We start from the raw sequence: 26974 nt of genomic DNA, 5'->3' as shown, positions 1-26974 counted from the left end.
GAGGTCGCTCAATTGAAAAACCTTTTTCGAAAACGCTCGACCATAGGCATTCTTTGCATCATCCTCTCGCTCATTTTGACATTGGGGATCGCTCCTCTGTTGAATCAAAAAAGCAGTGAACAAACCATTATTGTCCGTTTGGTTAAGAATGTATCCAAAGGAAGCATCATTGCCTCGGACGATTTAGAGACGGTACATGTTGGGGCATATCATTTACCGGCCGATGTCCTGTCATCACTGGACAATGTAATCGGGCAATACGCAACTGTCGATATGCTCAAAGGGGATTATCTTCTTCCCGGGAAATTATCTGCGGTGCCGCTGGACGCCTATACAAGCCGCTTGAATGGAACCAAACAAGCCATTTCGATTTCAATCAAAAGCTTAGCTGCTGGTTTATCCGGCAAACTACAATCTGGGGACATTGTAACCTTAATTGCTTCCGACTATGGTGAACTACGGATTACAACTACCCCGCCGGAATTACAATACGTAGAGGTTCTGGCGGTAACAACGAGCAGCGGTGCAGAGGCCCAATCACCGGAGAATGCACCAACGGATTCGCATGAAGATGAACAAGAATTGCCGTCCACGTTAACATTGCTGGCTCTTCCGCAACAAGCAGCAGTCTTAGCCGACCTGGAAAACAAGAGCAAACTTCATGTGGCGTTGGTCTATCGCGGAGATGCAGCTACTGCCAAAACGTTCACTGATAAACAGGATGCTTATTTTGCAGCAATGTCTGCTCCGAAGGAGGAGAGCGGTCATGAATGACAAAACATTGATTGCTGTATGGGGCAGCCCAAGCAGCGGAAAGACGGTGACGGCGGTAAAGCTAGCTCAAGCCTTCGCCAATCGAAAGCAGAATGTACTCTTGCTGTGCAGTGATGCCCTTTGCCCCTCTGCGGCCACCATTGCACCAAAAGGTAGTGCACACCATGCTTCTTTGGGAGAACTGCTTAGCTTGCCAGCCTTAAGCCAGGAAGACATTTTACACTATGCTCTGCCGCTAGACGTCTCTCCGCATATTGCACTTCTGGGATACAAAAAAGGGGATAACTCCTTCAGTTATGCAACCTATAGCCGTGAGCGTGCCGTAGATCTGCTGACGCTTGCTCGTCATTTAGCAGATGTGGTCATTGTAGATTGCTCCAGCTATCTTTCAGCCGACCTCTTATCCGTTATTGCGCTGGAGTTGGCCGATCAAGTGGTCCGCATCCACAGTTGTGACTTGAAAAGCCTGATGTTCTACGCTTCCTATTTGCCGCTTTTGACCGACCATCGTTTTCGCCGCTCCAGTGTTGTTCCGGTGTTGTCCAAAGTAAAGCCCGAGCAGGATAGCAACGAATACAGTCAGATCTTTGGCGGTATCGACATCACACTACCCCATCTTGTGCAGATAGAACAGCAAGTTGCTGCGGCTCAATTATTGGAGGATTGTTCAGGCAAAGAGGCCGCTGCCTACCTACAGGGTATTCATTCATTGATCGAACACCTATTGCCGGCCACCAAAGCAGCCACTCCACCTAAACGAGCAGATTCTTCCGGCCCCTTCCTTTCCTATTTCAAAAACGTGTTGAATCGTTTATCGCGAACGAACCGAGGTGACCGTTCTTGAATCATGTTGACCATTTCTTCTCTACCGAGTCCAAAACGTTTACCGATGTACTGCAAGAGGTTCAGAGTTATCTTTCCGGAAAATACGCAACCTTGATTAGCCGGAAACCAGAAGAACAGAAACAGCAGCTTATTGCCTATATGAGCCAATATCTGACTGACCATCGCCTTCATGTGCCCGGATTATCCTTTGATGACCTGGTCAACCGTCTGTATGCCGAAATGGTTGAGTACTCCTTCCTCACCCGCTATCTGTATTCCAGAGACGTCGAAGAGATCAACATCAATGGCTATAACGATGTCAAAATCAGCTACACGGATGGCCGAATCATTCCGGCGGAGGAACAGTTCTCTTCTCCTGAACATGCCATTGATATCGTCCGGCGGCTTCTGCATCAATCGGGAATGATTTTAGATTATTCACAGCCGATTGTACGTGGGCATCTTGCCAATAACATCCGTATTACGGTATTCGGGCCACCGATTACAGATAAAGAAAAAGGCATTGCCGCCTCCATTCGGATCATTAATCCGCAGAAGCTGGCACGGGAAGATTTCGTTGACAACGGCACGGCAACTGCCGAAATGCTCGATTTTTTGAGCCTTTGCTTGCGCTACGGCTTGTCCATGTGTGTGACAGGCGCTACAGGTAGCGGCAAAACCACCTTGATGAGCTGGCTTCTCTCCACCGTCCCCTTCGAGAAGCGAATTTTTACAATTGAAAATGAGACGCGAGAATTTGATTTAGTAGTCCAGGATGAACAAGGACAGGTCCTCAATAATGTTGTGCACACCGTAACCCGCTCCAGTGAAGATCCACGGCAACACATTGACCAGGAAAGGTTACTGGAGTTTGCCTTAACAGCCAATCCAGATGTCATTTGTGTGGGCGAAATGAAATCAGCAGAGGCGTTCGCTGCACAGGAAGCAGCCCGAACCGGACATACCGTCATTACTACCACCCATGCTAATTCTTGTTTGTCCACTTATTACCGCATGGTCACACTCTGCACCCAGAAATACGAAATGAATGACGCTACGCTGTATAACTTGGTGACAGAGGCGTTTCCGTTGGTGTTATTCGTAAAGAAGCTGGAAGATAATTCTCGGCGGATCATGGAAATTACAGAATGTCGCATCCTGCCAAATGGAGAGCGGGAAATCGCTCCTCTGTTTCGCTATGCCGTTCATTCCATTCGCGAAATCAGCGGAAAAACCGTAGTGGAGGGTGGTTACGAAAAGGTCCATGACATCTCACCTGAACTGCAAAAGAGACTTTTAGAAAATGGAATGCCACTGGCTCGGCTCAATACACTTCTGGAAGGAGGGGCAGCATGATTTTGTTTTTAGTTTCCTTTACCGGCTTATCTGCTGGCTGCCTGCTACTGCTAAATGTCTCTCCGCGGGAGTTGCAACAGGAATTATCGCACACACTCACGCATTTTCCCTCTAGGCAGCTTGCCCTCGGCAAACGTGTCCGATTGGCTCAACACCCAAAAAAGCTTAAAGGGTGGCGCGCTGCTATTCAGGAAGCGAAGGCTATTCTTCAGCAAACCGGGCAAGCAAATAAAATCGGTATCATGGCCGCAAGTTCTCTGGCCTTGGCTATTTTAGGTGCTATCCTCGGAATCATGCTGCATAACGGTTGGCTCGCACCGGTACTGGCTGGAGGATTCGCCCTCTGTCCAGTATGGATGGTCATCTTCTCTTCAACTTTCTATAAGAAACGGCTTCACGCCGAGCTCGAAACAGCTCTCTCCATCATTACCACCTCTTATCTACGCAATGAGAACATTCTAATAGCAGTCGAAGAGAATCTGCCGTACCTTAATCCCCCGGTATCTGATGTCTTTCAGGCATTCCTCGCCGAATCGAAACTGATCCACGCCAATTTACGTTTAGCGCTCCAGCAGTTGCAGGCTCGAATTAATGACAGCGTCTTTCATGAGTGGTGCGCAGCACTGATCGCTTGCCAGGATAATCGCACACTCAAGTCCACGCTAATGCCCATTGTCTCCAAGCTTTCAGATATGCGCGTGGTTTCTGCTGATCTAGATTATCAACTGTACGAGCCATTGAAAGAATTTTTAACGATGGCTCTACTCTTGTTGGGAAACATTCCTTTACTGTACTTTCTCAATCGGGATTGGTTCCACAGCCTAACCAACAGCTTACCGGGACAAATGGTGCTGGCTCTTTGTGGTGTGATGCTCTTTATTGGATTTGCGGCAGTCATCCGATTAACCCGGCCTTTGGAGTATAAGCGATGAAGGACGGAGCGATCGAAACGGCCTATTGGTTGGGCGAATTGCTGGAGACGATGCCTCAGGAACAGGAGAAGATTGCTTACCTACTCGATCAGCATGGGACGAACGAATTCTGGGCGCGATTGAAAGAGTGGGATTTCTCGGATGAACTCTATACCAAATTGCAATTTGTCGGCGAGGTATTGAAGAACTTAAAGGAGCCTACCTCATGGCCTTAAATCCAATGGATGATCAATTGGCTGCAGATTATATCCAATCGCTTTCCCGTTTGACTGGCATCCCTCTTGATAAACTACAGCAATATGGATCTGCTAACAATTTGCTGAACGCTTTGGAGCATCCGTACTCCTTGGAATTAACAAGCGCCCAAATTCGTAAGGTCGATCTACTGAATGCGTTCCTTCGTTCTCATCGTTTTCTGCAATGGGAGGAAGAAAACGCCAAACAAATTATTTCGTCACCTGAAATGGCAAATCGCTATTTTTCCATCCACCTGGCTGGCATAAAAGACCGGGAACGTTTTATGGTTGCTTTTTTGGACCGCAAAAACCAAATCATTGAAACAAAGGTAATATCCGAAGGAAGTGTAGACGAAGCACAAGTCTATCCCCGGAACATCCTGAAGGCCGCTTTGAATGCTGACTGTTCTTCGATTATTCTGGCCCATAACCATCCAAGTGGCATCTCCACACCCTCCCCAGAAGATATCATGCTCACTAAGAATCTAGTCTCGATATTTACTCCCCTTCATATCCAGGTTCTTGATCATATTATCATTGCAGGAACAACCTTCGCCTCGCTTGCCAATCTTGGACAAATGCCGCGTGTTGCAGAAAGTACACCGAATTATTGTGGTCAAAGGCATCATTCCCGTGAAACGAATACCCCCTATTTAGTAGAGCCCCTTCCTTGTTCTGCGATGGAGAAGCAGGCTGATGATGAATGGGAGAGATAAAGGAGGTACCTCTTACTCATGACCGGTATACTAATTGGTTTCCAGCTCCTCATGGCAATTGGGACTTATTTTCTCTTGGCGGACTGGATAAGGCTTCCTACTTTATCTTCTACTCGAGCAATCCTTCTGGTTGCCAAAATTGGGAGGGCTAAAGGCTCCATTTTGCAAAGTGCCATTTTTCGCTTAGCTACTTGGTTAGCCGGCAAATTAAAACTCGGTGATTACTACAAGCGAAAAACGGCGGCAACCTTGCGTTCGGCGGGGATAACTATCACCCCTGAGTCTTACTTAGCCGGGGCAATAGTAAAGGCTGGATTAATCTTCTGTGCGGGTTGCTTAATGCTTCCACTGCTTCCCCTATTGTTTCCGGTATTTCTGATTCTCGCGATTGCTGTTTTTTTTAAGGAATCAGGACAGGCAGACGAGATCGTGCGCAAGAAACGGGAGCAAATCGAAGTGGACCTTCCCCGTTTTGTCGCCACCATTGCCCAGGAGCTTAAGTCATCCCGCGATGTGCTCCGTATACTGGAGGTTTACAGTAAACATGCTGGCAGCAGTTTAGAACACGAACTGAATATGACGGTAGCAGACATGAAGAGCGGCAATCAAGAAACAGCTCTTTTACGGCTGGAAGCCCGTCTGGGAAGTTCCATGCTATCTGATGTAGTGCGTGGGTTACTTGCTGTTATGCGCGGTGATCAAGGTTCAGTCTACTTCGATATGCTAGCTCATGATTTCAAACTCATGGAAATCCAGCGCCTTAAACTCACAGCCATGAAACGTCCTGGAAAAATCCGAAAATATTCTCTTTGGATGCTGGTCTGCTTCATGTTGATGTATGTAGTCATTCTGGGCATGGAAATTATGAAGGCTGTCGGTACTCTTTTTTAGTCATTTGCTCAACTTATGAGAAAGGAAGCTGGCCATGAAGTGCCTTATCAATAAACGTGGCGAGGGATATGTAGATGTTGTCGTGTTGGTCATGGCCGTTATGCTCTGTATCGCACTGGTGATAAAAGTTGTCCCCGTCTTTGTAGCAAAAGATCAATTGGATACCTTTGCGGCAGAGCTTGCGCGTGAAGCTGAGATTTCAGGCAGAGTGGGTCAAGAAACCACTCAGCGGGCGGCAGAGCTACAGTCTCAAACGGGATTACACCCTGCGATTTTCTGGAGCAGAACCGGGCAGATTCAGATCAATCAGGAATTCACTGTGACGTTGAATGCTACCGTTAATATCGGATTGTTCGGCGATTTCGGTTCCTTCCCAATCGAGCTAACGGCGAAAGGCACCGGCAAAAGCGAGGTGTACTGGAAATGAAGGCTCTTCTGAAAAATCGTTCCGGTAGTGGAATCCCTCTGACTGTAGCTGTTGTTTTAGCGGTACTGATCCTTTCTTGCGCCTTGTATGAGTACCTGCGACTCAGCATCATTGCCTCTGGAGTACGCGATGCAGTACAAAGTGCCATTATTTCAGTTGCAACAGAAAACTACAGCAATGTTTACCCCAGCCTGCGACAAAGTTACTCTGGAGGATATATTCGTTCATCGAGTGGATGGGCAATAAAGATTTCATCAGGAGACATCTACACTCAGGTTGTGAATACTTTAGGATTAGTCCAACAAGGAAATCAATATGTAAAACGGACAGCCGGGGAGGTCGAGTACACTATCTCCGATCTAAAGGTCACAATACAAAACCCAACCTTTGCTCCCACCTCCACGGAGAACATTCAGCAGTTCACTACTCAGGCCGTTATTCATCTGGAAGTTCCGCTTTCTTTTGGCTGGGGACATTTACCCTCTATGAAAGCGGACTTGCCGATTCAAGCCGTTTACCGCCCTAAGTTCACTAAGTAAAGTATTATTTTATAAAAAAATAAAAACCGTTACACTGTTTCTATTGGAATTTACATTTTTATACAGTACTATAGAGATAGTATCTCCCCCTCCAAATTAATATTTTTCATAAAGGAGATGTAGAATTTTGAAGAAGAAAAGAGTTTTATTGATAGCCAGCGGCCTGGTTATTGTAGCCATCGGAGTATACTTGTGGAGTGACTCTTCCCATCCAGATGATAATATGAATGTAGTTACTCTTGGTAATACGGTTTCCGTTGCTTCACCCTCTCCTGCAATAGAAGCACCCGACGTAACAAAGGCCCCCGTCATCTCTTCGGAACAACCAAGTTCATCACCGGTTGCTGTACCCGATATTAGCCCCCAACCCTCGCCTTCTGATGCTCCTATCCTCCAGCCTGAAAAGGAAGTAACTAAGGTTGAAGTTCCCATCTCCCAGCCTAAAGTAACCTCTAAACCTACAGAACCACCAAAACCAAAAGTTAAGGAACCTGAAAAAGCAAAGTCTTCTGCGGCCCCTCCTAAGTATGACGAAAAGCAAACTGAACCAAATAAGGAAACGGCAACTTCTCCTAAAGCAGGAGATAAGAATGACAAAGGACAAGTTTATGTTCCTGGGTTTGGTTGGATTAAGGATCAGGGCGGCGGAAGCACAGCTGTAGATACTGGTAATGATGGAGATCTTGATAAACAAGTCGGAAGCATGGATTAATCCAGATTTACATTATGCAAAATGAAAGGCACAGCCTCGAGCTGTGTCTTTTTCTTTTGGGAGGTAATAGGCAATGAAAAAAACATTCATGAGAGCTTTAATACTACTTTTATTTGCCGTCTTATTTACTAACTCTGCCATCTATGCGGAAGGCGATGGAAACATAGATATCGGTGGTGGTGGCCTGGGAAGTGGGACAGGCCAAAATTATTGGAACACTAATGATGAGGGGGTTCGGGTAACTGTCATAAGAGCAGCTGATCAAATCCCTGTTACCACCTCTATTGATTTCACGAATCGTTCTCCCTCAAACTCGCTTATTCATTTTGGAAAGGTCAGCAAAATTCATTATCGCAATGGTACACAATTACAACCTTCAACAGCTCCTTATACGTATGTGCAACCAAGTGAGCCTATCCCTTACATTATTAAATCAGATCGCGCTCAACCTAGTTTGGAGGAGATAAAGCAATACTTTTGCTCTGATTACATGGCGAAACGTATTGCAAGTGCTATTGGCATGAATTATGACTCCTTAATTAACGGGAACTATAAATTACTCATTGAACCTATTGCCTACATCACCTTTCAAGGTGTAAAAATGGCCATGACCGCACACGAAGCCGCCTTGTACGATCAAATTCTTAGTGGTGGATTACGCTCTAAAATGGTCAGCCTGACGCATCAAAATCTCCCTCTGGCAATCTTCCTCGAGACACCAGATCTTGGCTTTCCAGCCTGGGATGGTTCTACGAATAGTCGCGTTAGCAACGATCAAATTATCAGTTTTCTTGGACTCGGGATAGTGCGCTTTAAAGATGCTCCGACCACTCCCCCTTCCACCGAAACCAGCTTGCAGTACCGCACTGACACTGACGTCATCACTTCCGTTCACCTTTCCACAAGCACTCAGATTACTCCCAAATCTCCTGCCAGTGTTACCTTCAGTATTATGGGTAGCAGTTACACGGTAACGAACATCGTTATTCCTGATGGAGATAGCCAGGTCGTTTGGGTAAAATGGAGAACCCCGAGTAAACCACAAACTACTTCGATTCAAATTACATCCTCTTATGGCTGGCTTAGCGAAAATACGATCATGGTCTCCATTGTCGATCTAAACCAAAATCCACCGCCTGACCCGAAAGCAACCGACCAAAATTCCAGCTATGTTCCACCGAGTGTTCCATCTTACTTTAATCAACCATCAGCATCTTGGGGAGTATGGTCCGCCAGTTGGCATACGTATTGGGTATGGATATCCAAGTGGCAATGGTATACCACTGGAAAAGACACTGGCTACTGGCAAGATAATGGACATTGGCGGGACGATGGATGGTGGGACTATACACGTGCAAGCTATTTAGCCACCCTCTCCGCGACTCAATCCATCTTACCTGATCCAAAGTCCCCTTCTCTCTCATCCAATCAAATGAAATCTGGATACGGAATCGAAATTAACACTACTACCATTCTATCTTCTAACGCTCCAAGCAGTCACATCACAGGAGCGCAACATGCCATATCTTATTTCCCGGAATTTGCTTACCAAAAATACTGGCGGTTGCACGATGTAAAGTCCTCAGGATATAGCAACAGCTTCTGGCTTAAGCCCAACGAATACTCCACTTATCAAAGCCGTGTGCATTTTACCCCCATATGGTTCCCTGACGGTTTTTACACACCTATCACTCGAATCTTGGACGCGTGGACGCCCGAAGGAATGCTTACTATTCAGCTGCAAAATTCTATCACAATCTCCGGAAATTTATTTTCAGATTGGCATATTGCACCGGAGAATACTAAATAGAAAGATGGTGGCGCATCAATGCTGCTTCCTATCGTCATGCTGCTCCTCTGCCTTCTCGGTGGAGGAGCTGTTCTATTTTACTTGAAAGCAAGCAAGCCCGGCTCCAAATCTCCTACCAACCTAAGTGGGCAAACAGCCCAGCAATTCGTAAATGTTCAAGAAATCCGAGATAACTTTCTATATACGCAAGATGGATGGCTGCTCTGCTATCTTCGTATTTTCCCGATTAGCATGGATTTACTCAGTAGCTCTGAGAAAAAGCTTCTTATCAATAAACTAACAGCCGAATTATCCTCCATCCGCTTTCCCTTCAAGTTCTTGGCGGTTAGCCGCCCAGTTGATATTTCCCCACTTATCTCCGAACTTGTCACCGCAATCCCTACTGCAGACCTCAAACAAAAAGAGCTTCTACGACAAGAGATTGCAGAAATGAACACTTTGGCTTTGTCCGGAGAAGTAGTGGAACGACAGTTCTATTTGATTCTATGGCAGCAGCAAGAAAAAGGGGAACGGGAATTGTTGGAGAAAGCCAAACGGCTTGTTCAGCATTTTGAAGAGGGACAAGTACAAGCTCATGTATTGAAGCAACATGAAATTGTCCAATTGTGCAATTTAGTCAATAATCCTTCTTTCATTCATTTAGAAGACTCAGACTTCAGAGCCAATATCCCCGTGTTAAAGGAGGTTTAACTTTGGATCCGGCTACAACAAAACTAATACTCAAACTTGCCGCGAGAATTACAGCCGATGAAGAATCGCGCAAACGGATCGTGATGCTCATTGTCGCTCCTATTGTTATTTTTCTGCTCCTCATATCTTTGATACTTCAGATTCTTACCTCTCCCATTGGATCGCTCAAACTCATGCTGAACTCAAAAGAAACCCCAGTAGTTGATGAACTGAGAATGGACTACGGCTTCACTCAAGCACTTCAATCCTCGGATGACGGATATCAAGAAAGTCTGGGACAGCAATATGAAGGCGTTACTTTTCAAGATGGAAGCCTTGAAGTTGTTTACTACAATCAACTCGATAAACGCTGGGCGGATATGCCCTACGGCCCAAGTAGCACTATTGGTGTTGCTGGCTGCGGGCCAACTTCATTGTCTATCGTAGTTTCAACTTTGACAGGGAACAACGTCGATCCCGTAACGATGTCAAAATGGGCATATGAAAATGGCTACTTGGCAGAAGGAGTTGGCAGCTATCATAGCTTGATTCCCGATGGAGCCAAACATTTTGGACTCATTGTAGCCGGAGCCACAATCAAGGAAGCGCAAAAGATAATGGATGCCTTAGATCAGGGCAAACTTGTAGTCGCTATTATGGGCAAAGGCCACTTTACTTCATCAGGGCATTTCATGGTGCTGCGTGGTGTTACCACAGAAGGGAAAATTTTGATTGCTGATCCGGCCAGCCGCAAACGTAGCGAACAAGTGTGGAATTTCTCCATCATCTTGAACGAAGCCCGGAAGAATGCTTCTGCCGGTGGTCCGTTCTGGATTATAGGTTGAGGGAGGTCAATAGATGCAGAATGAACAAAAAGGTTCGAACGTAAATGCTTCGTTGCTAAACGTGATAACCCCTATGGGGTTAGAGTTTTCGCGTAATAGCTTGATCATTGGAGAGCAGGCTGCGAAGTTGTACGGTGTCATTCAATACCCGCCAAAGGCTAATGTAGGTTGGCTATCCACTCTCACTAATTTACCTTCCACCATGGTTTCCATTGGATTTCAACCCATCGACAATAGTGCCCTCATCTCATCTATTTCCAAATCCATAACTCAAAACCGCAGCACAGCGGATAACGCCAAAGACGCGCTGACACGACAACGAGCGGAAAAAGCTGCAATAGATGGAGAAAGCATTATGCTTCAAATTGATCAAAACGGCGAAACCGTCGGGCTTATGAATGTACTGGTCATGCCCTTTGCTAATGATGACAAGCTATTTGTTCGGACCTGCCGGCGAGTTGAGAATACCTTCAGTCTGATGCGCTGTAAGATTCGTACTCTGGCTCACTTGCAGAAAGAGTGTTTGCAGCAGTTATCCCCCATGTATCCTGCGCAGGAAACCATTGAAAACATCTTGAACAAAATCATGCCCATGAGCACCTTCGTTGGGGGATTTCCGTTCGCCAGTAGCGGTTTTAATGATGGCACCGGTTATTATCTGGCTAAAGACTCCAGTGGTGGCCTCATTATCATCGATCCCTGGAAACGCGGTGGAGATCGTACCAATTCCAATATTGTTGTTATGGGTGTGGCCGGAGTTGGTAAGTCCACAGCGGTAAAGCATGCTGCACTGAGCGAATATATGAAAGGTACAAAGATCATCTTCATAGATCCGGAATCAGAGTACAAGGAGCTTTGTCAGCAGCTAGGCGGAGACTGGATTAATGCAGGAGGTGGTTCCCTCGGCAAAATTAACCCACTACAGATCCGGCCAGCTCCGCGGGATGAAGAGGGAGAAGAACATCCCCTTTATAAAGATGAAGGAAACGGCATGTCCGACATGGCCCTGCATCTTAAAAACCTGGAGATTTTCTTTAATCTATATCTTCCTGATTTGAATATGATGCAGCTTGCTGTGCTAAAGCAATGCCTAATCGAACTGTATAATCAATTCCACATCACCTGGACAACCGATATTTCGACACTTCTGAGCACCGATTTCCCTACCTTCAGTGATTTGTACACTCTCGTTCAGTTTAAAGAGCAGGCTTTAGGCGATCAGATTTACAAAGAGCTAGCACTCCTACTTTTTGACATCGCTAATGGCGGAGACTCTTTCCTCTGGAATGGTCACAGCACCATTCAGACCCGTAGTCGCTGCATTTGCTTAGATACGCATTCCCTACAAAACACCAGCGAAAACATCAAACGAACCCAATATTTTAATCTACTTTCCTGGTGTTGGGAGCAGATGTCCCAGGATCGGACGGAGCGAGTTCTCTTGATCTGCGACGAAACCTATTTAATGATCGACCCAAAGGTTCCTCAAAGCTTGGTCTTTCTTCGCAACGTTGAAAAGCGCGCTCGTAAATACGAAGCTGCATTAGCTATAGTTTCGCATAGCGTCGTTGATTTTCTTGCTCCAGAAATTAAGATGTATGGGCAAGCTTTGCTAGACATCCCCTGCATTAAAATATTGATGGGGACAGATGGTAAGAATCTTCAGGAGACTAAAGAAATCTACAATCTGACAGATGCTGAGGAAGAACTGCTGGCCAGCAAGAAGCGTGAACATGCTCTGCTGATGATTGGCTCCAAGCGTATCCATGCCCATTTTGAGATTCCCGATTATAAGTTTGCTTATATGGGATCCGCGGGAGGACGTTAACGATGAACAAACACAAACAGATTATTGAGCTATTCTTTTACATCGGTCTGGTGATCGTTGGAGTCATTCTCTTACTGATGAAATGAGGGGTAACGTATGATCTTATATCTAACAAGTGAAGCTCATGTTAATTTACTGGATTATTTGGAGCAAGAGTTTCCCATTAAGAAGTTAGTCGGAAGCTTTAGCCTTCTTTCCTTTGTAGTAAAGGACATGAGGAATTTTTCTCATGCGCACTTTGTCGTACTGGATCGGATCGCAATAAGAGAGTCAGATGAGGATTTGATTCAAGCACTTCTCTCCTATCAGACGATTTATAAAATGCGTGTAGTTGTCATAGCTGAGGGGCTGCCAGCTGGCAGCCCCTTAGTTCAGCAGTTAACTCAGATCGGCATCTTTGAGATTGTAACGGCTTCGGAAATCGGACAAATCCAAGACGAGTTGAATGAGTGCTTTTCGGATGATGGCATGCAGAGATTTAAGCTAACTGCACCTGCCGAGGTAGTAGCGAAAAAAGGATCTTCTCAACTTCATCCCGAACAGACAAAGTATAAATTCGATTGCACCAATCTGAGGATTGCCGTCGCCGGTAGTGATCGGCGCGTGGGAACTACAACAACCGCAATGAATTTGGTTTGTTGGATCAACGCGCATGGTGGTACTGCTTGCTATGTAGAGGCTAATTCAAATAACCACTTGGCTCATATCATTCATCTATTTAAACCAGAGAAGACTGGAAACGCCTATAGATTGGAAGATAATGATATTTATATGACAAAAGGCTTGAACCGGAATTACAACGTCATTGTGATGGATTGTGGGGTGCTCGGCGAACGCATTCAGGAGAGTTTTTCTTCGGCCGACATTCGAATTTTATGTGGTTCTGCAATGCCCTATGATTTGGCGCAATTTTATCGAGCTATCGAACGTTGTAAAAGTCTTCCTGTACAGTCACTAGGTTTCTTTGTTCCTACAGACTTAAAACCATTCATGCTTGAAACCATTGATTCACGAATAAATTTTGCTGAATCTTCCCATGGCTTATTTGATTGGGTTGCCAACGGAGCTTTTTATCAAAAACTGCTTAATAAGCATATCACCCAATTATAAATAGATCTACGATCCTTATAGAGTTGACCCTCATAAATTGTTTTTAGTGAATTAGGAGAACTCGTAATAAACATAATCATTAAAATCACAATAGATTGTTTTGTAAATTCGCTAAGATGTCAACTCTCTATATAAATACAAAATCTAAATCTTTCTTTTTCTCGGCAATTTCCGAAGTTCAGCACTCTCCAATTAAAATGTAGTAAATACCTGAAAAGAGGAGATTGTAATGACGGTAGAAAAGCTTACTGCGGCCATGAAGACCACGACTAAGGGACTGGAATTTAGTTCACGCCCTCCTCGCCCAAAGAAACTAACCGACCAACAAACCAACAAGAGGAACAGCTTCGGCAAGTCGTTGCGGAGAAGCGCCCGCCGATGTCGGTTTTGAGGCCAGTTACACATGGACGCTAAGGCTTTTTTGAGCTCGAATTCTTCAAAAATTTGCCAAAACGTATAGACCCAAGGACGTAGCCAAAGTATGACTCACCGGGAAGAGGAAATACTCGACGCCTCGGCGTTTCATCGTTTTTTGACCGATATTCTGAATGCCTACTCCTGGAAAATTGCTGTTGTACTAGAAAACGCCCGCATCATGTGGAAGAAATTAAAGCGCTCCTGAAACAGTATCTGAAACTTCGTCTAATCTACCTGCCTATGTTTAGTCCGGAACTGAACCCCACCGAAGGTTTGTGAAAATGGCTCAAGCATGTTGTGGTGGATAATGTCTTCTTTCATAAGTTCTATGTCATTCGCTCTCATGTTTCTTCTTTTATGAAACAACTAAATCAATCTCCATTTGAAGTAATTGATCATTTACTTATTCGAGTATTAAGATTACAAGTTCAACCTATATAATCTAGAATTATCTCATGATTTCCTTTCGGTATGCTGTATTAAAAAATCCAGTCTTCTCACAACAATACAGATTTTCTGAAAGCATGAGGTGTAATGTTAAAATGCTCTTTAAATGCTTTTTGAAAATGGCTTTGGCTGGAGAAGCACAGATATGCACTGATTTCGCTGATGCTTTTGTCGGAGAATGCAAGCAGATCTTTGCCCTCCTCCAGCTTCCGCTCTTTAATAAAATCGCTCAGATTACGTCCCAGTGCTTTCGAGAACTTTCGGGACAGATGGGAGCGGTTGTAGCCTATATGGTTTGCTACATCCGCAACGGCGATCTTCTTGTTCGTATTCTCCTCAATATATTGAATGGCCTGATACAAAATATGATCCAGCCTGGAAAACGAATTGGAATTTTTGACGCGGTGAGTGTAGTCCCTCAGCACCTGGCCAAACAAATAAGAGATAGAAGAAATATCCGTTATCCGCTCGACATGTTCCAGGTAAACATCATACAGCTGATATGAGATGCTGGGAGCAAGCCCTCCTTTGATTGCAGCACGCGAAATCAGGGCGATTTTGGCGATGAATTTATTTCGCACCTGTCGGAGAGTATCACTCTCATTGATGCATATCCCCGCTTTTTTTACTCTGTCCGTCAATATTCCCAGCCCATCCAAATTTCCGGTCTCCACATAATGAAACATTTCCGTTTCCATGGCATGATTATTGTTCAACAGCTCTTCCTCTTTATTCACATAGGCGTCTGTTGAATATTGCTGATGAATAGAATGCTTCATTTTTCCTTTCGTACAAGCGGAGATGTCCCTTGTCGTACCCTCTACATTATTCAAAGTAAAATTAATGAAAAGCAACGAGTTTATAAAAACATCAAAATTTTGCGTGGGTATATTATAGAAGAATGCAGAAAATTTCTCCATTTTTGAAGAATCCACCGATAATTCTTTTCTTATCTCCTCTATCCATTCTGCTGTATAAGAAATATTGCTAATCGGACCTATGACGAGCGAATAGTCATATTGTTCAATTTTTATGCAACCATAGAAAGAATGAAACGATGTCAAAGTATAAGACACCGAATTCGGCGTGTCCCATAATTGCGATAAATAAGATTGGGGCGGCAAAGTATCCGTATTCTGTTCAGGGTAACAAACCTTTAGATGATTGTGTTCATACAAATAAACGGGAATATAGAATGTTTGATATAAATATTCGCAGTACTTTGTAAAATCAAGCATACGTTTGCCTCCTTGATGTGGATCTGCTAAAGCCATGCAGCGTAATGCACCAATAATTTTATGTCACTAATATATAATCAAAGAAACAAAAATGCAATAAATGAAATTACATCATGTCTACAATTGGTATAGAAGTTGAAGTAACAAAGCAATCTGTAGTTATTTACTGCCCCCCCAATTTGATAACAGGAGAGGATACCATGACTGTACATTTTAATGCGAAGTCGACAACAGAAGATGTTCTTGCAGGCATTGATCTTAAAAATAAACGCTATCTTGTGACTGGAGTGTCATCCGGCATGGGTATTGAGACTGCTCGGGCCCTAGTAGCCCATGGAGCGGAGGTAGTGGGTACCGCACGCAATCTGAAAAAGGCTGCTGACGCTACAGGTGAAGTGCGCGCTACAGCCCAAGAGAGTGGCGGCAGCTTCGAGGTTATCGCGCTTGATCTGGCTGACCTGGAAAGCGTTCGTGCGGCAGCCGACCAGCTCTTGGCCGATGGTCGTACCTTCGATGCCATTATCACGAACGCTGGTGTAATGGCGACCCCATTCGGAAAAACCAAAGATGGCTTCGAAACACAGCTGGGTACAAACCATCTAGGCCACTTTGTTTTAGTTAATCGTATTGCCTCTCTAATCCGTGAAGGCGGACGTCTTGTGACCGTTTCTTCCAATGGCCATCGTTGGGCCGATATTGATCTAGATGATCCCAATTTTGAGAAAAGACCTTATGATCCTTGGATCAGCTATGGGGGAGCCAAAACCGCTGTTGTATTATTCGCTGTCGAATTTGACCGGCGGTATCGTGAACGTGGCATACGCGCGTGTTCTCTTATGCCTGGCGTAGCCTATACCGGTCTTGCCCAACATTTGTCGGAAGAAGATTTAGCGGCGCTCCAAAACAGAATCGAGATCGAGAACGCTGGGGCAGATCTCCCTCCATCCGAATTTAAGACGATTCCTCAGGTCGCAGCAACATCCGTTTGGGCAGCAGTAGTAGCCGATGGGACTGAGATTGGCGGACATTACTGCCAAGACTGCCGGGTGGTGCCCATTGATGATGCGCCTGGGCTACGTGATGCCGTAATGTCCTATGCAGTTGATCCCGAACGCGCCAGGCTGCTTTGGACAAAGAGTGAGGAGCTTGTCGGCGAACACTTTTAAACAGCAGATAAAGTAGAAATGGCCATCATTCTGATCTTTACAGAGTGATGGCCGTTTCCATAATTGTTCTCCTAAAACAGCTCTTTCTTGAATACCTACTTCATCTCACTCGCGCTGCCAGGTCTAAAAATGCTCGGGTTGCCGCTTGGACCCGGTATAGAATTTGCGGCTCCTTAAACCAATCATGCTGCTCGCCGCCGATTGACACCCAATCCGGTAAGTTTATTCCGTGCAGATTGCGTACAATCGCTTGCAACTGCTGCAAGGAACGTGTTCCTGTGGCCCCCCCCTGCTGAGCTGATTGATAGGACAACCTTGCCGTGGAAGTGTCCATAATTCAAATGATCCAGTGCATTTTTAAGAACACCTGATATGCCGCAGTGATATTCCGGCGTCGCCAGCACAATGGCCTCTGCCGCCTTCATTTCCTGATGTAGCTCCAAAATAGTGTCCGTGTCTGTAGTACTATACTCGCCATCTGGTGAGTAGAACGGTAGCGGCTTTTTATACAAATCAAATATTGTAGTCTGATGGCCTTGAGATCTTATTAAAGAAGCTACATATTCCGATAGACTCGTGCTAATTGCCTCCTTACGGTTACTACCTGCTATAAACATAACATTCATAGTCTGAAATCTCCTTTTACAACCAACATGTGTTGTTGACGAGTACATACCGTCTCTCTAAAAATATTGTAGATCATTTTTGCCACATTTTATTGCACATATGTATCTTAAATTATAATTTTGTGCGATTTGCGAGAAGCGAAGAAGAAAAGATGACTAGATCAATAGATTAATTGAATGAAATAAAGCGAATTGAGTTAGAAGATTCTCTATGGAACGCTTTCTCTCTCAGCTACACCATCATTCTATAGCACAAATCCCCCTATAAGCTAAAATGATCCCCTTTACTGAACGGTGAAGGGGATCGTTTCTTTTAGCTCATCATCTTGGAGCAGTAAATAATTAGCATTTCCATACTTGCGGATGCTGAAGGTAGCTGGAATGACGTTAAAATGGGGTTTTCCGCTTTTTGACTACGGCCAGAATGCTAAACGACGACAAGGTCCGATTCCTATTGTATTCTGAAGGGGAAACTGCCTTAGGCCGGTGATGATAGAACAGAAATGCTACTGCCAAAAAGCCAGTGCTCCAATCTAGAAATTGTCCCTAGCAGCGACTCTTAGATTGCGTCACCTACCCCATTCTGGTGAGACAGTTGCAGCAAATGCTAAGCCAGTTTCACTCGTTTCTACCTTCTCCCCCAGAGACGCAGAAGACCCTTGTCCAGACACAAGTGCTGCGGACTCGCCTCGTCGGGTTTCTGTCGCTCCAACACAGGCTCGGACAACGTCAACTGAAGCAGCTTAATGTCATGTCGATTCGCCCCATCAATCGCCACGGCTAGGGGGATAGCGCCGCTCTTTCCGCAATCTAAGTAGTTTAAGCCGGATGCCCAGCCGAACGCACAATCAATTCATTTACATCTACTTCCGCTGGCTGTTCAAGGGCATAAGCAATGGCGCGGGCTATGCCGGAAGCAGGCAGAGGATTATCGCGGAAAGATTCCATCATATCGCGGGCCGCTTCATCCGTAATGGTATCTGCCAGTTCAGATTCGGTAACTCCCGGAGAAATAACAGTTGTACGGATTATACCTCCCATATCCTGGCGTAATCCCTCTGTGATTGCCCGAACCGCAAACTTGGTGGCGCAATACACCGCTGATTTTTGGAATACAATATAGCCACCCACTGAGGAAACGTTGATAATATGGCCAAAGTTCTGTTCCTTCATCACGGGAATAACAGCACCGATCCCGTGCAACACTCCGCGAATATTGACATCAATCATGCGGTTCCACTCCTCGACCTTCAATGCATCTAGCGATGACAAGGGCATCACACCTGCGTTGTTAACGAGGGCATCTAGGCGTCCGAAGCGATCCAATGTGAACTGAACGACCGCTTGCATCTGTTCCAGATCCGTTACATCAAGCGAGTGGTATTCCGCCGTTCCGCCTTCATTTCTGATCTCTTCCGCCAACTTCTCCAATCGATCCGTCCGTCTCGCTCCGAGCACTACCTTGGCTCCCCGTCCAGCGATCCATCTGGCGGTTGCTTCGCCGATGCCGCTACTGGCACCGGTAATCAGCACTACTTTCCCTTTTTATCCAGACATGCATATCTCTCCTTCATCGTTTTTTAATTATGTTGCTTGTTACATGTTCATTATGGCGGTAACTACGCATCATGCGGTAGCCGAAAGATGCAGTAGGATTGCCTATTCCTCCAAAATGTAATAAAGTGAATTATAAATTGAATAGAATGGAGAACTAGGATTGACCGAGTTGGCCAGACAAATCAAACGTTTTGCGATACAAGATGGGACTTACATTACTGCCTATCCTGATCTTTCTTTTGTTCGTTCTTCTGAAATATCTGAGCCGGTTCCTGTGGTATATAAACCTTCTCTATGCGTGATTGCCCAAGGCACCAAGCAAGTGCTGCTGGGATCAGAAAGCTATACTTATCGACCGGGAAGCTACCTGGCCGCTTCTGTGCACCTGCCGATTACTGGACAAGTGGTTGAAGCCTCGACGCAGACCCCTTACTTGTCTCTGCAACTTCAATTTGAAATTGAACAAATTCTAGATGTGATTCAACAATCCTATTCAAAAGGAAGCACTCGTCCGGAACCTCACCGTGCCCTGGTCATTAGCCGAATGAGCGATTCCCTTCATGAAGCTATCTTGCGGCTGATCCGCTTGCTGGATACCCCGGACGACCTGCCCGTACTAGCTCCCTATGCTGTACGCGAAATTCTTTACCGCATGCTACAGACCGAGCATGGTAACGTCATACGGCAGTTCGCTCTGTTAGGCAGCCGCGCGCAGCGAATCGCCCATGTGATTGAATGGATGAATCAACACTATACGGAACCTATGCGGGTGGAGAAGTTGGCTGAAGCAGCCCAGATGAGTACATCGTCTTTTTTTGCCTGCTTCAAGGAAGTGACAGCAATGACTCCCCTCCAGTACCAAAAACGGCTTCGGCTGACAGAAGCTCGGAAGCTTCTACTCACAACTACGAGCGATGCGACTAGTGTCGCTTATCAGGTTGGTTACGAGAGCGCCACACAGTTCAACCGCGAGTATGCGCGCCTGTTCGGACAACCGCCGATTCGAGACGTACGCCGATTCGGTGAAACAATTTAAAGGCATTACAAAATAAAGGCATTACAAAACGCACTCACCCTTAAGGAAATAACTGAGCTATTATCAAAGATCATTACGATGAATACGAGCTTATTAAGAAGGCCATGTCATTTCCCCTTGACTATACACTTCAACAAAATTAAAAGGATAAACTGCTAAAACCCTGACTGTACAAGGTTTAATACGTAAGCGTCAAACCCAGCCCACCTGTAAACCCAACGCCTGTCATTTGAGCATAGGCATATTACTTCGGCGTCCCGAAGGACATGCGAAGCATAGAACTCGAATTTAACCCGCAGGTGCAACAGCATTTTTTTGAACTGGCCCTTCCACCGAAATGGCAGAAGGGGCTTTTGCTGTAAATCTTTTTTACCTAATATCTAGGCTTAATCTGTTCTTTCAATATTTTTTTTAATAGTAATGTAGAAAATATCATGATTAAAATTAATAACAAAACAAACATTGGGAAAAAGGATGCCCCCAGTTGCTGAGCTAAAATGCCGAATACCGGCGGGATGAAAGTAATGCCTATATATGCAGCAGCCATTTGTGTGCCCATCATAGAATGAGATAGCTCTCTACCGAAATGTATTGGTGTTAAATGAATTAGGTTTGGAAATACTGGTCCATTTCCAAAACCTATAAGGAACAAAGCAAACGCCGAGACGAAAGATGCATATGGTAGCACTAATACGATAATAGCCATGCAAACAATGCCTAGACCGATATGAATTAGTTTCCAACTTGATAATTTGTTTGCTAGAATTCCTGACAGCAGCCTTCCAAGTGCCATTCCAACATAATAAATCGTGATGAATTTTGCAGCATCTTCACCTGACATTCCTTTTCCATCAACAAGAAAAGTGCTGCCCCACACCCCAACCGTACTTTCAATTGCACACGAGCTAAAGAAGAATAACCAAACAGCCCTTGCCGCAGGCAGCTTGAAAAGATAAGAAATACTCACAACTCTGTATGTTTCCTGCTCAGATGCTTTGTTTTCATTTCTGATTTTTTTCCAAACGGGAAGAGAGAAAATCGTTATCAACGCAATAAAACCCTGAATAAAGAATACTACGCGGTACCCCGCCCTCCAATTATTGTCACCAGACAGTGCGACCGACATCAAATAAGGACTCAAAGAGACTCCCACTCCATAGAAACAATGGAGTAGGTTCATATGAACCGCTTTATAGTTCAGGGCTACATAGTTATTTAGAGCTGAGTCTACGCTACCTGCACCAAGTCCCAAGGGTAGGGCAAATGTACAAAGCCATAATAAGTTTGGAGAAATTGAAAAACCGAACAATGCTATTGTGGTCATCGTTACACTGATTGCCGCTACCATCCCTGTTCCTAATCTATTTATAATCTTTGCAGAAAATAAACTTGAAATTATGGTACAGCCAGATATTACAAAAGTGACGAATCCTGCGGATGATACCTGTAATCCAAATTCAGCATTAATAGCCGGCCATGCTGTTCCAAACAGTGAATCAGGTAGTCCCAGACTAATAAATGCAATATAAACAATAATTAATAGCATTGTTGCCATACATGATTCCTCCAATATAATCTCTTTTGTATTATTTGCATATTATCACTATTCCTTTTCCCGATCTTGTAATATACAATGAGATAATTGCACAATATCACTTAAAATGGAGATAGTTTGACATGAAACAAATCGTAAAAACAGATCAGCAGCTCAGGGAAATAGCACCACACGGCTCCGATGATTTTTCTATTGAATACTATCTGGATGATATCGATATATTCGGGAGCAATAAAGTCAATCAACATTGGCATAGCGAAGTTGAATTCGCATATGTTCTTAAAGGAACAGCAACTTTTCAAATAGGGAATCACTTTATCCCACTGAGTCAAGGAAACGGAATTTTTATTAATTCAAAATCTATTCATGGTTATGAAGCAACCGAAAAAACAATAATTCCCAATATTGTTTTTTCTTCAGAAATCATCTCTGGATTAAACCAAGCCGTTTACCGAAAAATAGTGGAGCCAATTATATGCTCTGAAATTGCCTATCTCCCATTATCAGATGACGTAGATTGGCAAAAAGAAATCTTGGAGAAGCTTCATTTGGTGATTGAATTAATGCAGTCTGATGATGAAACTAGAGAATTAGATGTGCAGCAATCCTTAACCTCTATATGGCGTATTCTTTATGTAAACCGTACCTTTTGCATCCACTCATCTCAAACCACAAGTATTTCCACTCAAGTTAGGTTAAGAGCAATGCTGCAATTCATTAGTAGTAATTATTCACAAAAGCTAAGCCTCGTTGATATCGCATCAGCGGCGAACATAAGCAAGAACGAAGCGTTGCGTTGTTTCAGGGAGGAAATAGCAATTTCTCCAATAGGTTATTTAAATAAATTCCGATTAGACAAAGCTTCTAAACGGCTTCTGACCACAGATAATTCTATGTCAGAAGTATCGCTCTCCGTTGGTTTTGAAAGTTCTAGCTATTTCAATCGATTATTCAAAAAACATATGGTATCACCCCCACCACTTTTCGTAGGAGAAATTTCTCAGCAGCAGGTTTATAAATTCCCCAAAGCAAAAATCTATAACTAAGAAAAGACAACGTTCACTCTAAAATAATAGGGCGAATGTCGTCTTTTTTACACCTCAATACAATTTATCAGGATCCGTTGTTATCAAATTCTTCTTCAGACTTACCGACCCGTTGACATCGCCACCTCTGATAGCTTTATCACATTTACTTTATTAACATGAGCAGTATCGCTTTCAAATATAGTATATGTTTTAAGCGGTCGATCCACTCTGCATCGATAACCCGTTGACCGTTTACGCTTATACTAATCCGCGCCAGATTATTTCCGGATGAAGCAATAGCATCACCTAATATTGTAATCTCCGCTTTTCAGCAATAGAAAGCAAATCCGCCAGCCGCATAAACTGAATCATCTAGAGACCGACCTTATTATAAGTAAACACCCGTACCAGATGAACTGGTACGGGTGCACAAATACAGATGTTTATCTGTAAGGGAATACCATTTTTTCAGCATTGCCAACTTCAAATTCAACAGCTTCGTCATAACCAAGACCTTTGGATTTTGAAATCATATCAGCCTTAAGCTTGTTATATTCAGCATCGTTCTTGGCAAAGATCATTTTCCAGGAGTATTCCTTGATGATCTTGCCGATTCCGTCGATCTTCTGCTGCAGTTGAGCAGGAACGGTAACCGGGGTTTCTGTTGTAAAGAATGGCTTCGAGACTTCAATCATATTGTTCTTCACAAAATAGTCCTTCGCTGTCATTACACCCATTGCTTCACGCCAGCTCTTCGTAACCGGGTCTGGATCATGGTTCAACGTCGATGGCCACAGATTGTAGTCGTACGTTTCACCAGTATCCGGGTTGATATTGGTCAGCTTAAGAGTCGTATTATTAATCTGATTCGTACCGTCCTTGAACGTGCCTCCGCCGTATTCCGCCGGTACCGGTTCAGCATTCGCAGGAAGCGCCTTCCAGCCGAAATCAGTAACGAACGGCTTCCCGCTCTCATCTATATCCCACGCCAATCCCTTAGGACCATAGTTGGATTCCATCACACCTTCCGGAGAATACAGCCAGCTCAGGAATTCCATGATCCGTTCAGGTTCCTTGGCTTTTGCGCCGATTGCCCATACCCGGTTGCCGCCATACGGACTCTGTCCGTAAGAGGTGATTTTCTCCTCGGAAAATGGCACAAGTGCAAAGCCCTTACCTTCAGCTGTACGTTCAGGAGTGTTGTACACGTTATCCACCCATGGGAAATGGGAGAAGAAGACTTGCCCGTCCTTGATCTTGTTGGAGACATCCGAGAACTTCTGCGTTAAAGAGTCCGGATCGAGTAGGCCCATCTGATTCGCATCGTAGTAGAATTTCAGTCCTTCAAGATAATAGCCATCTTCATCAAGAACGCCCTGCCATTCATCTTCATTCTGGTGGGTCAGAGTCAGTCCAGCCGGATTCAGGCCGTCGCCTTCATTATATCCGTGGAACTGGGCGATAACTTTAGCCAGTGTCATGTAAGTGCCGTCCCAGTCGGACCACAGGGAAATCCCATAGGTCGGCCGGCCATTCTCACTTTTTGGCTCGAGCTCCTGCATCTTCTTCAGCAGTGGCAGGTAATCATTAAGTGTTTTAATTTCCGGACTGCCTAGCTTCTGGTACAAGTCCCAGCGGAGATTCGGGCCGTAGGTCATAGTCGCGCCTTCGGATGGCCCTTCGCCTGTTCCCACATCGAATCCGACTCCGTACACCGCCGTGCCGCCTCCAAATTGCTTTTTATTCGCTTCGATCGCTTCAGGAGCATTAGCGAGTAGGCCTTGACCATACTTATTTAGCATATCATCTTTGTTGAAATCCAGCAGCAGACCCGCTTTGATTGCATCCTGATAGTCTTTTCCATTGGATCCGAATACCACCAGATCCCCAAGGTCTCCGGAAGCCATCATGGTCGCAATCTTTTGCTGCCCGCCGGCCAGGTTCGAGGCAATGATGTTCAGCTTAATATTGAACTTGTCTTTGACCAGCTTGGCGAACCATCCGGGCTGCTCCCCAGCATAGTTAGCCAGTGTGGAGAACACATCAATCGTAATTTCCTTTTTATCTTTCGCATCTGCACTTGCGTTGTTAGAAGAAGTTGGAGTAGTTGTTCCATTATTCGCCGAATTCCCACCGCTATTATTGCTGCAGGCTGATGTTAATACGAGCATTGCACTCATCAGAATAAGCAGCGCAGAACCAAGCATTTTCTTTTTCATTTGTCTAAATCCTCCCCTGTTCATACTTCAGACTATTTTCGGATATGGACACCTATCAGCTGATGAGCCTCACCTCCCTCAAGAATAGCGCGGCCTTTAACCCTTAACTGCGCCAATCATAATTCCCTTGACGAAGAAACGCTGGAAGAACGGATACACCAGTAGAATGGGTAGTACAACGACCATTGATACTGTTGTGCGGATGGAGGTCGGCGTGGCCATATTGGCCAGATTTAGATCTACAGCACCTGTAGACTGCTTCATTAATTGGGCTATTGAGGTGGCCTCATTCATATAGCGGTATAGGATGAATTGAAGTGTAAACAGTTTCTGATCCGTAACCAGGAAAAGTGTATCTGTGAAGCTGTTCCATTGGGTAACCGACGAGAAGATAGCGATGGTAGCCAAAATGGGTGTAATAAGCGGAAAGATAATGCTTGTGAAAACCTTGAAATAACCAGCACCGTCTATTTGCGCAGATTCCTGCAGGGCAGGAGGTGTAGATTCTACGAAGGTTTTGACCAGAATGATAAAGAAAGGCTGAACGATGAAGGGCAGAATATACGCAGCGAAATTATTGGTCAGACCTAGATTCAGCATAGTTAAATACCAAGGAATCAGACCGGCATTGAAATACATCGTAATGACCAGGAAGCGGTACCAGAATTTGCGTCCCCACATTTGCTTGGTGAACAGGTAGCCCAGAAAGGCGGAGGCCGCAACCGTCAGTACAGTCCCTATCATCGTTCGCCCTACCGACATCAGTGCGGCTTGGCCTAAACCGGGAATTTTGAAGACATCCGTATAATTGGTGAAATGGATATCCTTCGGATAGAACATGACCAGCCCCCTGCTGCTGAGGTCATTATTGCTGATTGTATTGATGAATAGGTAATAGAACGGAAAGACACAAATGAGCGTGACGACCGCAAACACGGCATAATTAATGAAATGGAACAAGGTGAATTTTTCTTTGGCAGGCATGATGTCGATTCTCCCCTTTTCTGTCTTTTAGATTTAAAAGATGCTGTCTCCGCGAATGAGCTTGGACATGCTATTAGCTATGAACAGCAGGAATAGACTAACTAGTGATTTCAACATGCTTACTGCTGTCGCGAACCCAAAGTTTGAATTCGTCATTCCAATATTGTATACATACAAATCCAGCACTTCGATATGGTTGGTGTTCATAGCGTTCTGGAATACATAGAACTGCTCCATACCGTTATTAATAAAGTTACCGATTGAGAGTAGCAACAGCACGAAGAAGGTAGGCATAATACCCGGAACCGTGACATGCCACATTAACCGGAAGCGTCCTGCACCATCGACCCTCGCTGCCTCATAGATTTCTTGATCAATTCCAGTGATGGCGGCAATATACATAATTGCACCCCAGCCTAGCCCCTTCCATATACTCCATAAGGTCATCGCCATCCAAGTATGATCATCGGAAGCGAGAACATTCAGCGGTCTTGAAATCCAGCCCAAATCCAGCAGCAAATTATTCAGGAAACCATTGTCTACCGAAAACAGCATGAAGGCAAATGAATACACAAGGACCCAGCTGATAAAGTTCGGCAGTGTTGTAAGTGTTTGTACAATCTTTTTGAACCGAGTGCTTCTTAGCTCAACCAGAAAGACTGCAAAGATGACCGGTAAAACCGAAGTCGCAATATTCAATGAACTAATGGCGAAGGTGTTGCGCAGCACTCTCAAAACTTCCTGTCGCTGAACTTCGTTGGATATCATTGAAGTGAACCAGTCCAGGCCCATGAACTCGGAAGCAGAGAGCCGAATTCCGGGGCGGTAGTCATAAAAGGCATAGATCCAGCCATAAAGCGGCAAGTATGAGAATAGAAAGGCCAGGATCAGAAACGGTAGGGCCATTAGAAATAACTGATACTTGTCTTTGCTTTGGAACCGCTTTGGGGGCTTTACATCCACCACAGGTTTAGTTGCAGTATTGATATCCATAGTTTTCCTCCACCATTCAAATTAAAATTTAACTCATA

Annotated in this window: 25 protein-coding genes and 1 pseudogene; 18 read left to right on the top strand and 8 right to left on the bottom strand. The window is 44.7% G+C overall.

The genetic code is table 11. The annotated features are described in order from the left end of the window. Positions 1-12 precede the first annotated feature (12 nt). The 15 genes from cpaB (at position 13) to AC0MA3_RS11940 (ending at position 13670) form a co-directional block, all read left to right on the top strand. Positions 13-774 carry a Flp pilus assembly protein CpaB gene (cpaB, locus tag AC0MA3_RS12010; protein WP_474656364.1) on the top strand — a complete coding sequence of 254 codons (762 nt, stop codon included), beginning with the start codon at positions 13-15 and terminating at the stop codon, positions 772-774. After that, positions 767-1618 (top strand): MinD/ParA family ATP-binding protein, encoded by an 852-nt coding sequence (locus tag AC0MA3_RS12005; protein ID WP_474656363.1) that lies wholly within the window; start codon positions 767-769, stop codon positions 1616-1618. The genes cpaB and AC0MA3_RS12005 overlap by 8 nt, the downstream gene beginning before the upstream one ends. Beyond that, positions 1615-2955: an ATPase, T2SS/T4P/T4SS family gene (locus AC0MA3_RS12000; protein WP_474656362.1), complete on the top strand. Its 1341-nt coding sequence runs from the start codon at positions 1615-1617 to the stop codon at positions 2953-2955. Before AC0MA3_RS12005 ends, AC0MA3_RS12000 begins: the two co-directional genes overlap by 4 nt. Then, complete coding sequence (locus AC0MA3_RS11995) at positions 2952-3887, top strand: type II secretion system F family protein (protein ID WP_474656361.1); 936 nt, start codon at positions 2952-2954, stop codon at positions 3885-3887. The genes AC0MA3_RS12000 and AC0MA3_RS11995 overlap by 4 nt, the downstream gene beginning before the upstream one ends. Further along, entirely contained in the window at positions 3884-4102 is a 219-nt protein-coding gene (locus tag AC0MA3_RS11990; RefSeq protein WP_339192350.1) for a hypothetical protein, read from the top strand. Before AC0MA3_RS11995 ends, AC0MA3_RS11990 begins: the two co-directional genes overlap by 4 nt. After that, a complete protein-coding gene (locus AC0MA3_RS11985; RefSeq protein WP_474656360.1) occupies positions 4093-4839 on the top strand; it encodes a JAB domain-containing protein in 747 nt (248 codons plus the stop codon). Before AC0MA3_RS11990 ends, AC0MA3_RS11985 begins: the two co-directional genes overlap by 10 nt. 18 nt (positions 4840-4857) lie before the next feature. Then, complete coding sequence (locus tag AC0MA3_RS11980) at positions 4858-5730, top strand: secretion protein F (protein ID WP_474656359.1); 873 nt, start codon at positions 4858-4860, stop codon at positions 5728-5730. Between the two features lie 34 nt (positions 5731-5764). Beyond that, positions 5765-6157, top strand: a complete 393-nt coding sequence (locus AC0MA3_RS11975; protein WP_474656358.1) for a DUF4320 family protein — start codon at positions 5765-5767, stop codon at positions 6155-6157. Continuing rightward, positions 6154-6696, top strand: a complete 543-nt coding sequence (locus AC0MA3_RS11970; RefSeq protein ID WP_474656357.1) for a hypothetical protein — start codon at positions 6154-6156, stop codon at positions 6694-6696. Before AC0MA3_RS11975 ends, AC0MA3_RS11970 begins: the two co-directional genes overlap by 4 nt. Before the next feature lie 127 nt (positions 6697-6823). After that, positions 6824-7408 (top strand): DUF6550 family protein, encoded by a 585-nt coding sequence (locus AC0MA3_RS11965; RefSeq protein WP_474656356.1) that lies wholly within the window; start codon positions 6824-6826, stop codon positions 7406-7408. A 73-nt stretch (positions 7409-7481) separates the two neighbouring features. Further along, a complete protein-coding gene (locus AC0MA3_RS11960) occupies positions 7482-9218 on the top strand; it encodes a DUF8193 domain-containing protein (protein WP_474656355.1) in 1737 nt (578 codons plus the stop codon). A gap of 18 nt (positions 9219-9236) precedes the next feature. Then, positions 9237-9908: a TraC-like domain-containing protein gene (locus tag AC0MA3_RS11955; protein WP_474656354.1), complete on the top strand. Its 672-nt coding sequence runs from the start codon at positions 9237-9239 to the stop codon at positions 9906-9908. A 2-nt stretch (positions 9909-9910) separates the two neighbouring features. Beyond that, positions 9911-10732: a C39 family peptidase gene (locus AC0MA3_RS11950; RefSeq protein WP_474656353.1), complete on the top strand. Its 822-nt coding sequence runs from the start codon at positions 9911-9913 to the stop codon at positions 10730-10732. A gap of 13 nt (positions 10733-10745) precedes the next feature. Next, complete coding sequence (locus AC0MA3_RS11945) at positions 10746-12560, top strand: VirB4 family type IV secretion system protein (RefSeq protein ID WP_474656352.1); 1815 nt, start codon at positions 10746-10748, stop codon at positions 12558-12560. A gap of 96 nt (positions 12561-12656) precedes the next feature. After that, positions 12657-13670: a hypothetical protein gene (locus tag AC0MA3_RS11940; RefSeq protein ID WP_474656351.1), complete on the top strand. Its 1014-nt coding sequence runs from the start codon at positions 12657-12659 to the stop codon at positions 13668-13670. 914 nt (positions 13671-14584) lie between these two features. Here AC0MA3_RS11940 and AC0MA3_RS11935 read toward each other — a convergent pair. After that, the gene (locus tag AC0MA3_RS11935) at positions 14585-15808 is read right to left on the bottom strand and encodes a helix-turn-helix domain-containing protein (RefSeq protein ID WP_474656350.1); all 1224 of its coding nucleotides are present in this window, start codon (positions 15806-15808) and stop codon (positions 14585-14587) included. A 164-nt stretch (positions 15809-15972) separates the two neighbouring features. Here AC0MA3_RS11935 and AC0MA3_RS11930 point away from each other — a divergent pair, with 164 nt between their 5' ends. After that, a complete protein-coding gene (locus AC0MA3_RS11930; protein ID WP_474656349.1) occupies positions 15973-16938 on the top strand; it encodes an SDR family NAD(P)-dependent oxidoreductase in 966 nt (321 codons plus the stop codon). A gap of 182 nt (positions 16939-17120) precedes the next feature. On the opposite strand, the gene AC0MA3_RS11925 is transcribed toward AC0MA3_RS11930, so the two are convergent. The 3 genes and pseudogenes from AC0MA3_RS11925 to AC0MA3_RS11915 form a co-directional block, all read right to left on the bottom strand. Further along, positions 17121-17564 (bottom strand): NADPH-dependent FMN reductase, encoded by a 444-nt coding sequence (locus tag AC0MA3_RS11925; RefSeq protein WP_474656348.1) that lies wholly within the window; start codon positions 17562-17564, stop codon positions 17121-17123. Between the two features lie 655 nt (positions 17565-18219). Beyond that, positions 18220-18402: pseudogene (locus AC0MA3_RS11920) on the bottom strand (IS5/IS1182 family transposase); the annotation flags it as partial. After that, on the bottom strand, positions 18384-19097 hold the full coding sequence (locus AC0MA3_RS11915; protein WP_474656347.1) for an SDR family oxidoreductase: 714 nt from the start codon (positions 19095-19097) through the stop codon (positions 18384-18386). The gene AC0MA3_RS11915 and the pseudogene AC0MA3_RS11920, both read right to left, overlap by 19 nt. A 184-nt stretch (positions 19098-19281) precedes the next feature. Between AC0MA3_RS11915 and AC0MA3_RS11910 the strand changes: the two genes are divergently transcribed. Next, positions 19282-20157, top strand: coding sequence for an AraC family transcriptional regulator (locus AC0MA3_RS11910; protein WP_474656346.1), 876 nt, complete (start codon positions 19282-19284; stop codon positions 20155-20157). A gap of 373 nt (positions 20158-20530) precedes the next feature. Here AC0MA3_RS11910 and AC0MA3_RS11905 read toward each other — a convergent pair whose 3' ends face one another. Next, positions 20531-21712: an MFS transporter gene (locus AC0MA3_RS11905; protein WP_474656345.1), complete on the bottom strand. Its 1182-nt coding sequence runs from the start codon at positions 21710-21712 to the stop codon at positions 20531-20533. A 122-nt stretch (positions 21713-21834) separates the two neighbouring features. Here AC0MA3_RS11905 and AC0MA3_RS11900 point away from each other — a divergent pair, with 122 nt between their 5' ends. Further along, on the top strand, positions 21835-22758 hold the full coding sequence (locus AC0MA3_RS11900; protein ID WP_474656344.1) for an AraC family transcriptional regulator: 924 nt from the start codon (positions 21835-21837) through the stop codon (positions 22756-22758). A 425-nt stretch (positions 22759-23183) separates the two neighbouring features. Here AC0MA3_RS11900 and AC0MA3_RS11895 read toward each other — a convergent pair whose 3' ends face one another. From AC0MA3_RS11895 to AC0MA3_RS11885, 3 genes are all read right to left on the bottom strand, one after another. After that, positions 23184-24959, bottom strand: coding sequence for an extracellular solute-binding protein (locus AC0MA3_RS11895; RefSeq protein WP_474656343.1), 1776 nt, complete (start codon positions 24957-24959; stop codon positions 23184-23186). A 96-nt stretch (positions 24960-25055) separates the two neighbouring features. Next, positions 25056-25943, bottom strand: a complete 888-nt coding sequence (locus AC0MA3_RS11890; RefSeq protein ID WP_474656342.1) for a carbohydrate ABC transporter permease — start codon at positions 25941-25943, stop codon at positions 25056-25058. Positions 25944-25976: 33 nt separating this feature from the next. After that, positions 25977-26936, bottom strand: coding sequence for an ABC transporter permease (locus tag AC0MA3_RS11885; RefSeq protein ID WP_474656341.1), 960 nt, complete (start codon positions 26934-26936; stop codon positions 25977-25979). Positions 26937-26974: the final 38 nt, after the last annotated feature.

Source organism: Paenibacillus sp. LS-5 (assembly GCF_056121505.1).
This window is presented reverse-complemented; position numbering and strand designations above follow the sequence as displayed.

Excerpts from the sequence above, each read along its gene's own strand:
- AC0MA3_RS12005 (WP_474656363.1), top strand. The coding sequence starts at position 767 with ATGAATGACAAAACATTGATTGCTGTATGGGGCAGCCCAAGCAGCGGA.
- AC0MA3_RS11995 (WP_474656361.1), top strand. The coding sequence starts at position 2,952 with ATGATTTTGTTTTTAGTTTCCTTTACCGGCTTATCTGCTGGCTGCCTG.
- AC0MA3_RS11990 (WP_339192350.1), top strand. The coding sequence starts at position 3,884 with ATGAAGGACGGAGCGATCGAAACGGCCTATTGGTTGGGCGAATTGCTG.
- AC0MA3_RS11985 (WP_474656360.1), top strand. The coding sequence starts at position 4,093 with ATGGCCTTAAATCCAATGGATGATCAATTGGCTGCAGATTATATCCAA.
- AC0MA3_RS11980 (WP_474656359.1), top strand. The coding sequence starts at position 4,858 with ATGACCGGTATACTAATTGGTTTCCAGCTCCTCATGGCAATTGGGACT.
- AC0MA3_RS11975 (WP_474656358.1), top strand. The coding sequence starts at position 5,765 with ATGAAGTGCCTTATCAATAAACGTGGCGAGGGATATGTAGATGTTGTC.
- AC0MA3_RS11970 (WP_474656357.1), top strand. The coding sequence starts at position 6,154 with ATGAAGGCTCTTCTGAAAAATCGTTCCGGTAGTGGAATCCCTCTGACT.
- AC0MA3_RS11960 (WP_474656355.1), top strand. The coding sequence starts at position 7,482 with ATGAAAAAAACATTCATGAGAGCTTTAATACTACTTTTATTTGCCGTC.
- AC0MA3_RS11955 (WP_474656354.1), top strand. The coding sequence starts at position 9,237 with ATGCTGCTTCCTATCGTCATGCTGCTCCTCTGCCTTCTCGGTGGAGGA.
- AC0MA3_RS11945 (WP_474656352.1), top strand. The coding sequence starts at position 10,746 with ATGCAGAATGAACAAAAAGGTTCGAACGTAAATGCTTCGTTGCTAAAC.
- AC0MA3_RS11940 (WP_474656351.1), top strand. The coding sequence starts at position 12,657 with ATGATCTTATATCTAACAAGTGAAGCTCATGTTAATTTACTGGATTAT.
- AC0MA3_RS11935 (WP_474656350.1), bottom strand. The coding sequence starts at position 15,808 with ATGGCTTTAGCAGATCCACATCAAGGAGGCAAACGTATGCTTGATTTT.
- AC0MA3_RS11930 (WP_474656349.1), top strand. The coding sequence starts at position 15,973 with ATGACTGTACATTTTAATGCGAAGTCGACAACAGAAGATGTTCTTGCA.
- AC0MA3_RS11925 (WP_474656348.1), bottom strand. The coding sequence starts at position 17,564 with ATGAATGTTATGTTTATAGCAGGTAGTAACCGTAAGGAGGCAATTAGC.
- AC0MA3_RS11905 (WP_474656345.1), bottom strand. The coding sequence starts at position 21,712 with ATGGCAACAATGCTATTAATTATTGTTTATATTGCATTTATTAGTCTG.
- AC0MA3_RS11900 (WP_474656344.1), top strand. The coding sequence starts at position 21,835 with ATGAAACAAATCGTAAAAACAGATCAGCAGCTCAGGGAAATAGCACCA.
- AC0MA3_RS11895 (WP_474656343.1), bottom strand. The coding sequence starts at position 24,959 with ATGAAAAAGAAAATGCTTGGTTCTGCGCTGCTTATTCTGATGAGTGCA.
- AC0MA3_RS11890 (WP_474656342.1), bottom strand. The coding sequence starts at position 25,943 with ATGCCTGCCAAAGAAAAATTCACCTTGTTCCATTTCATTAATTATGCC.
- AC0MA3_RS11885 (WP_474656341.1), bottom strand. The coding sequence starts at position 26,936 with ATGGATATCAATACTGCAACTAAACCTGTGGTGGATGTAAAGCCCCCA.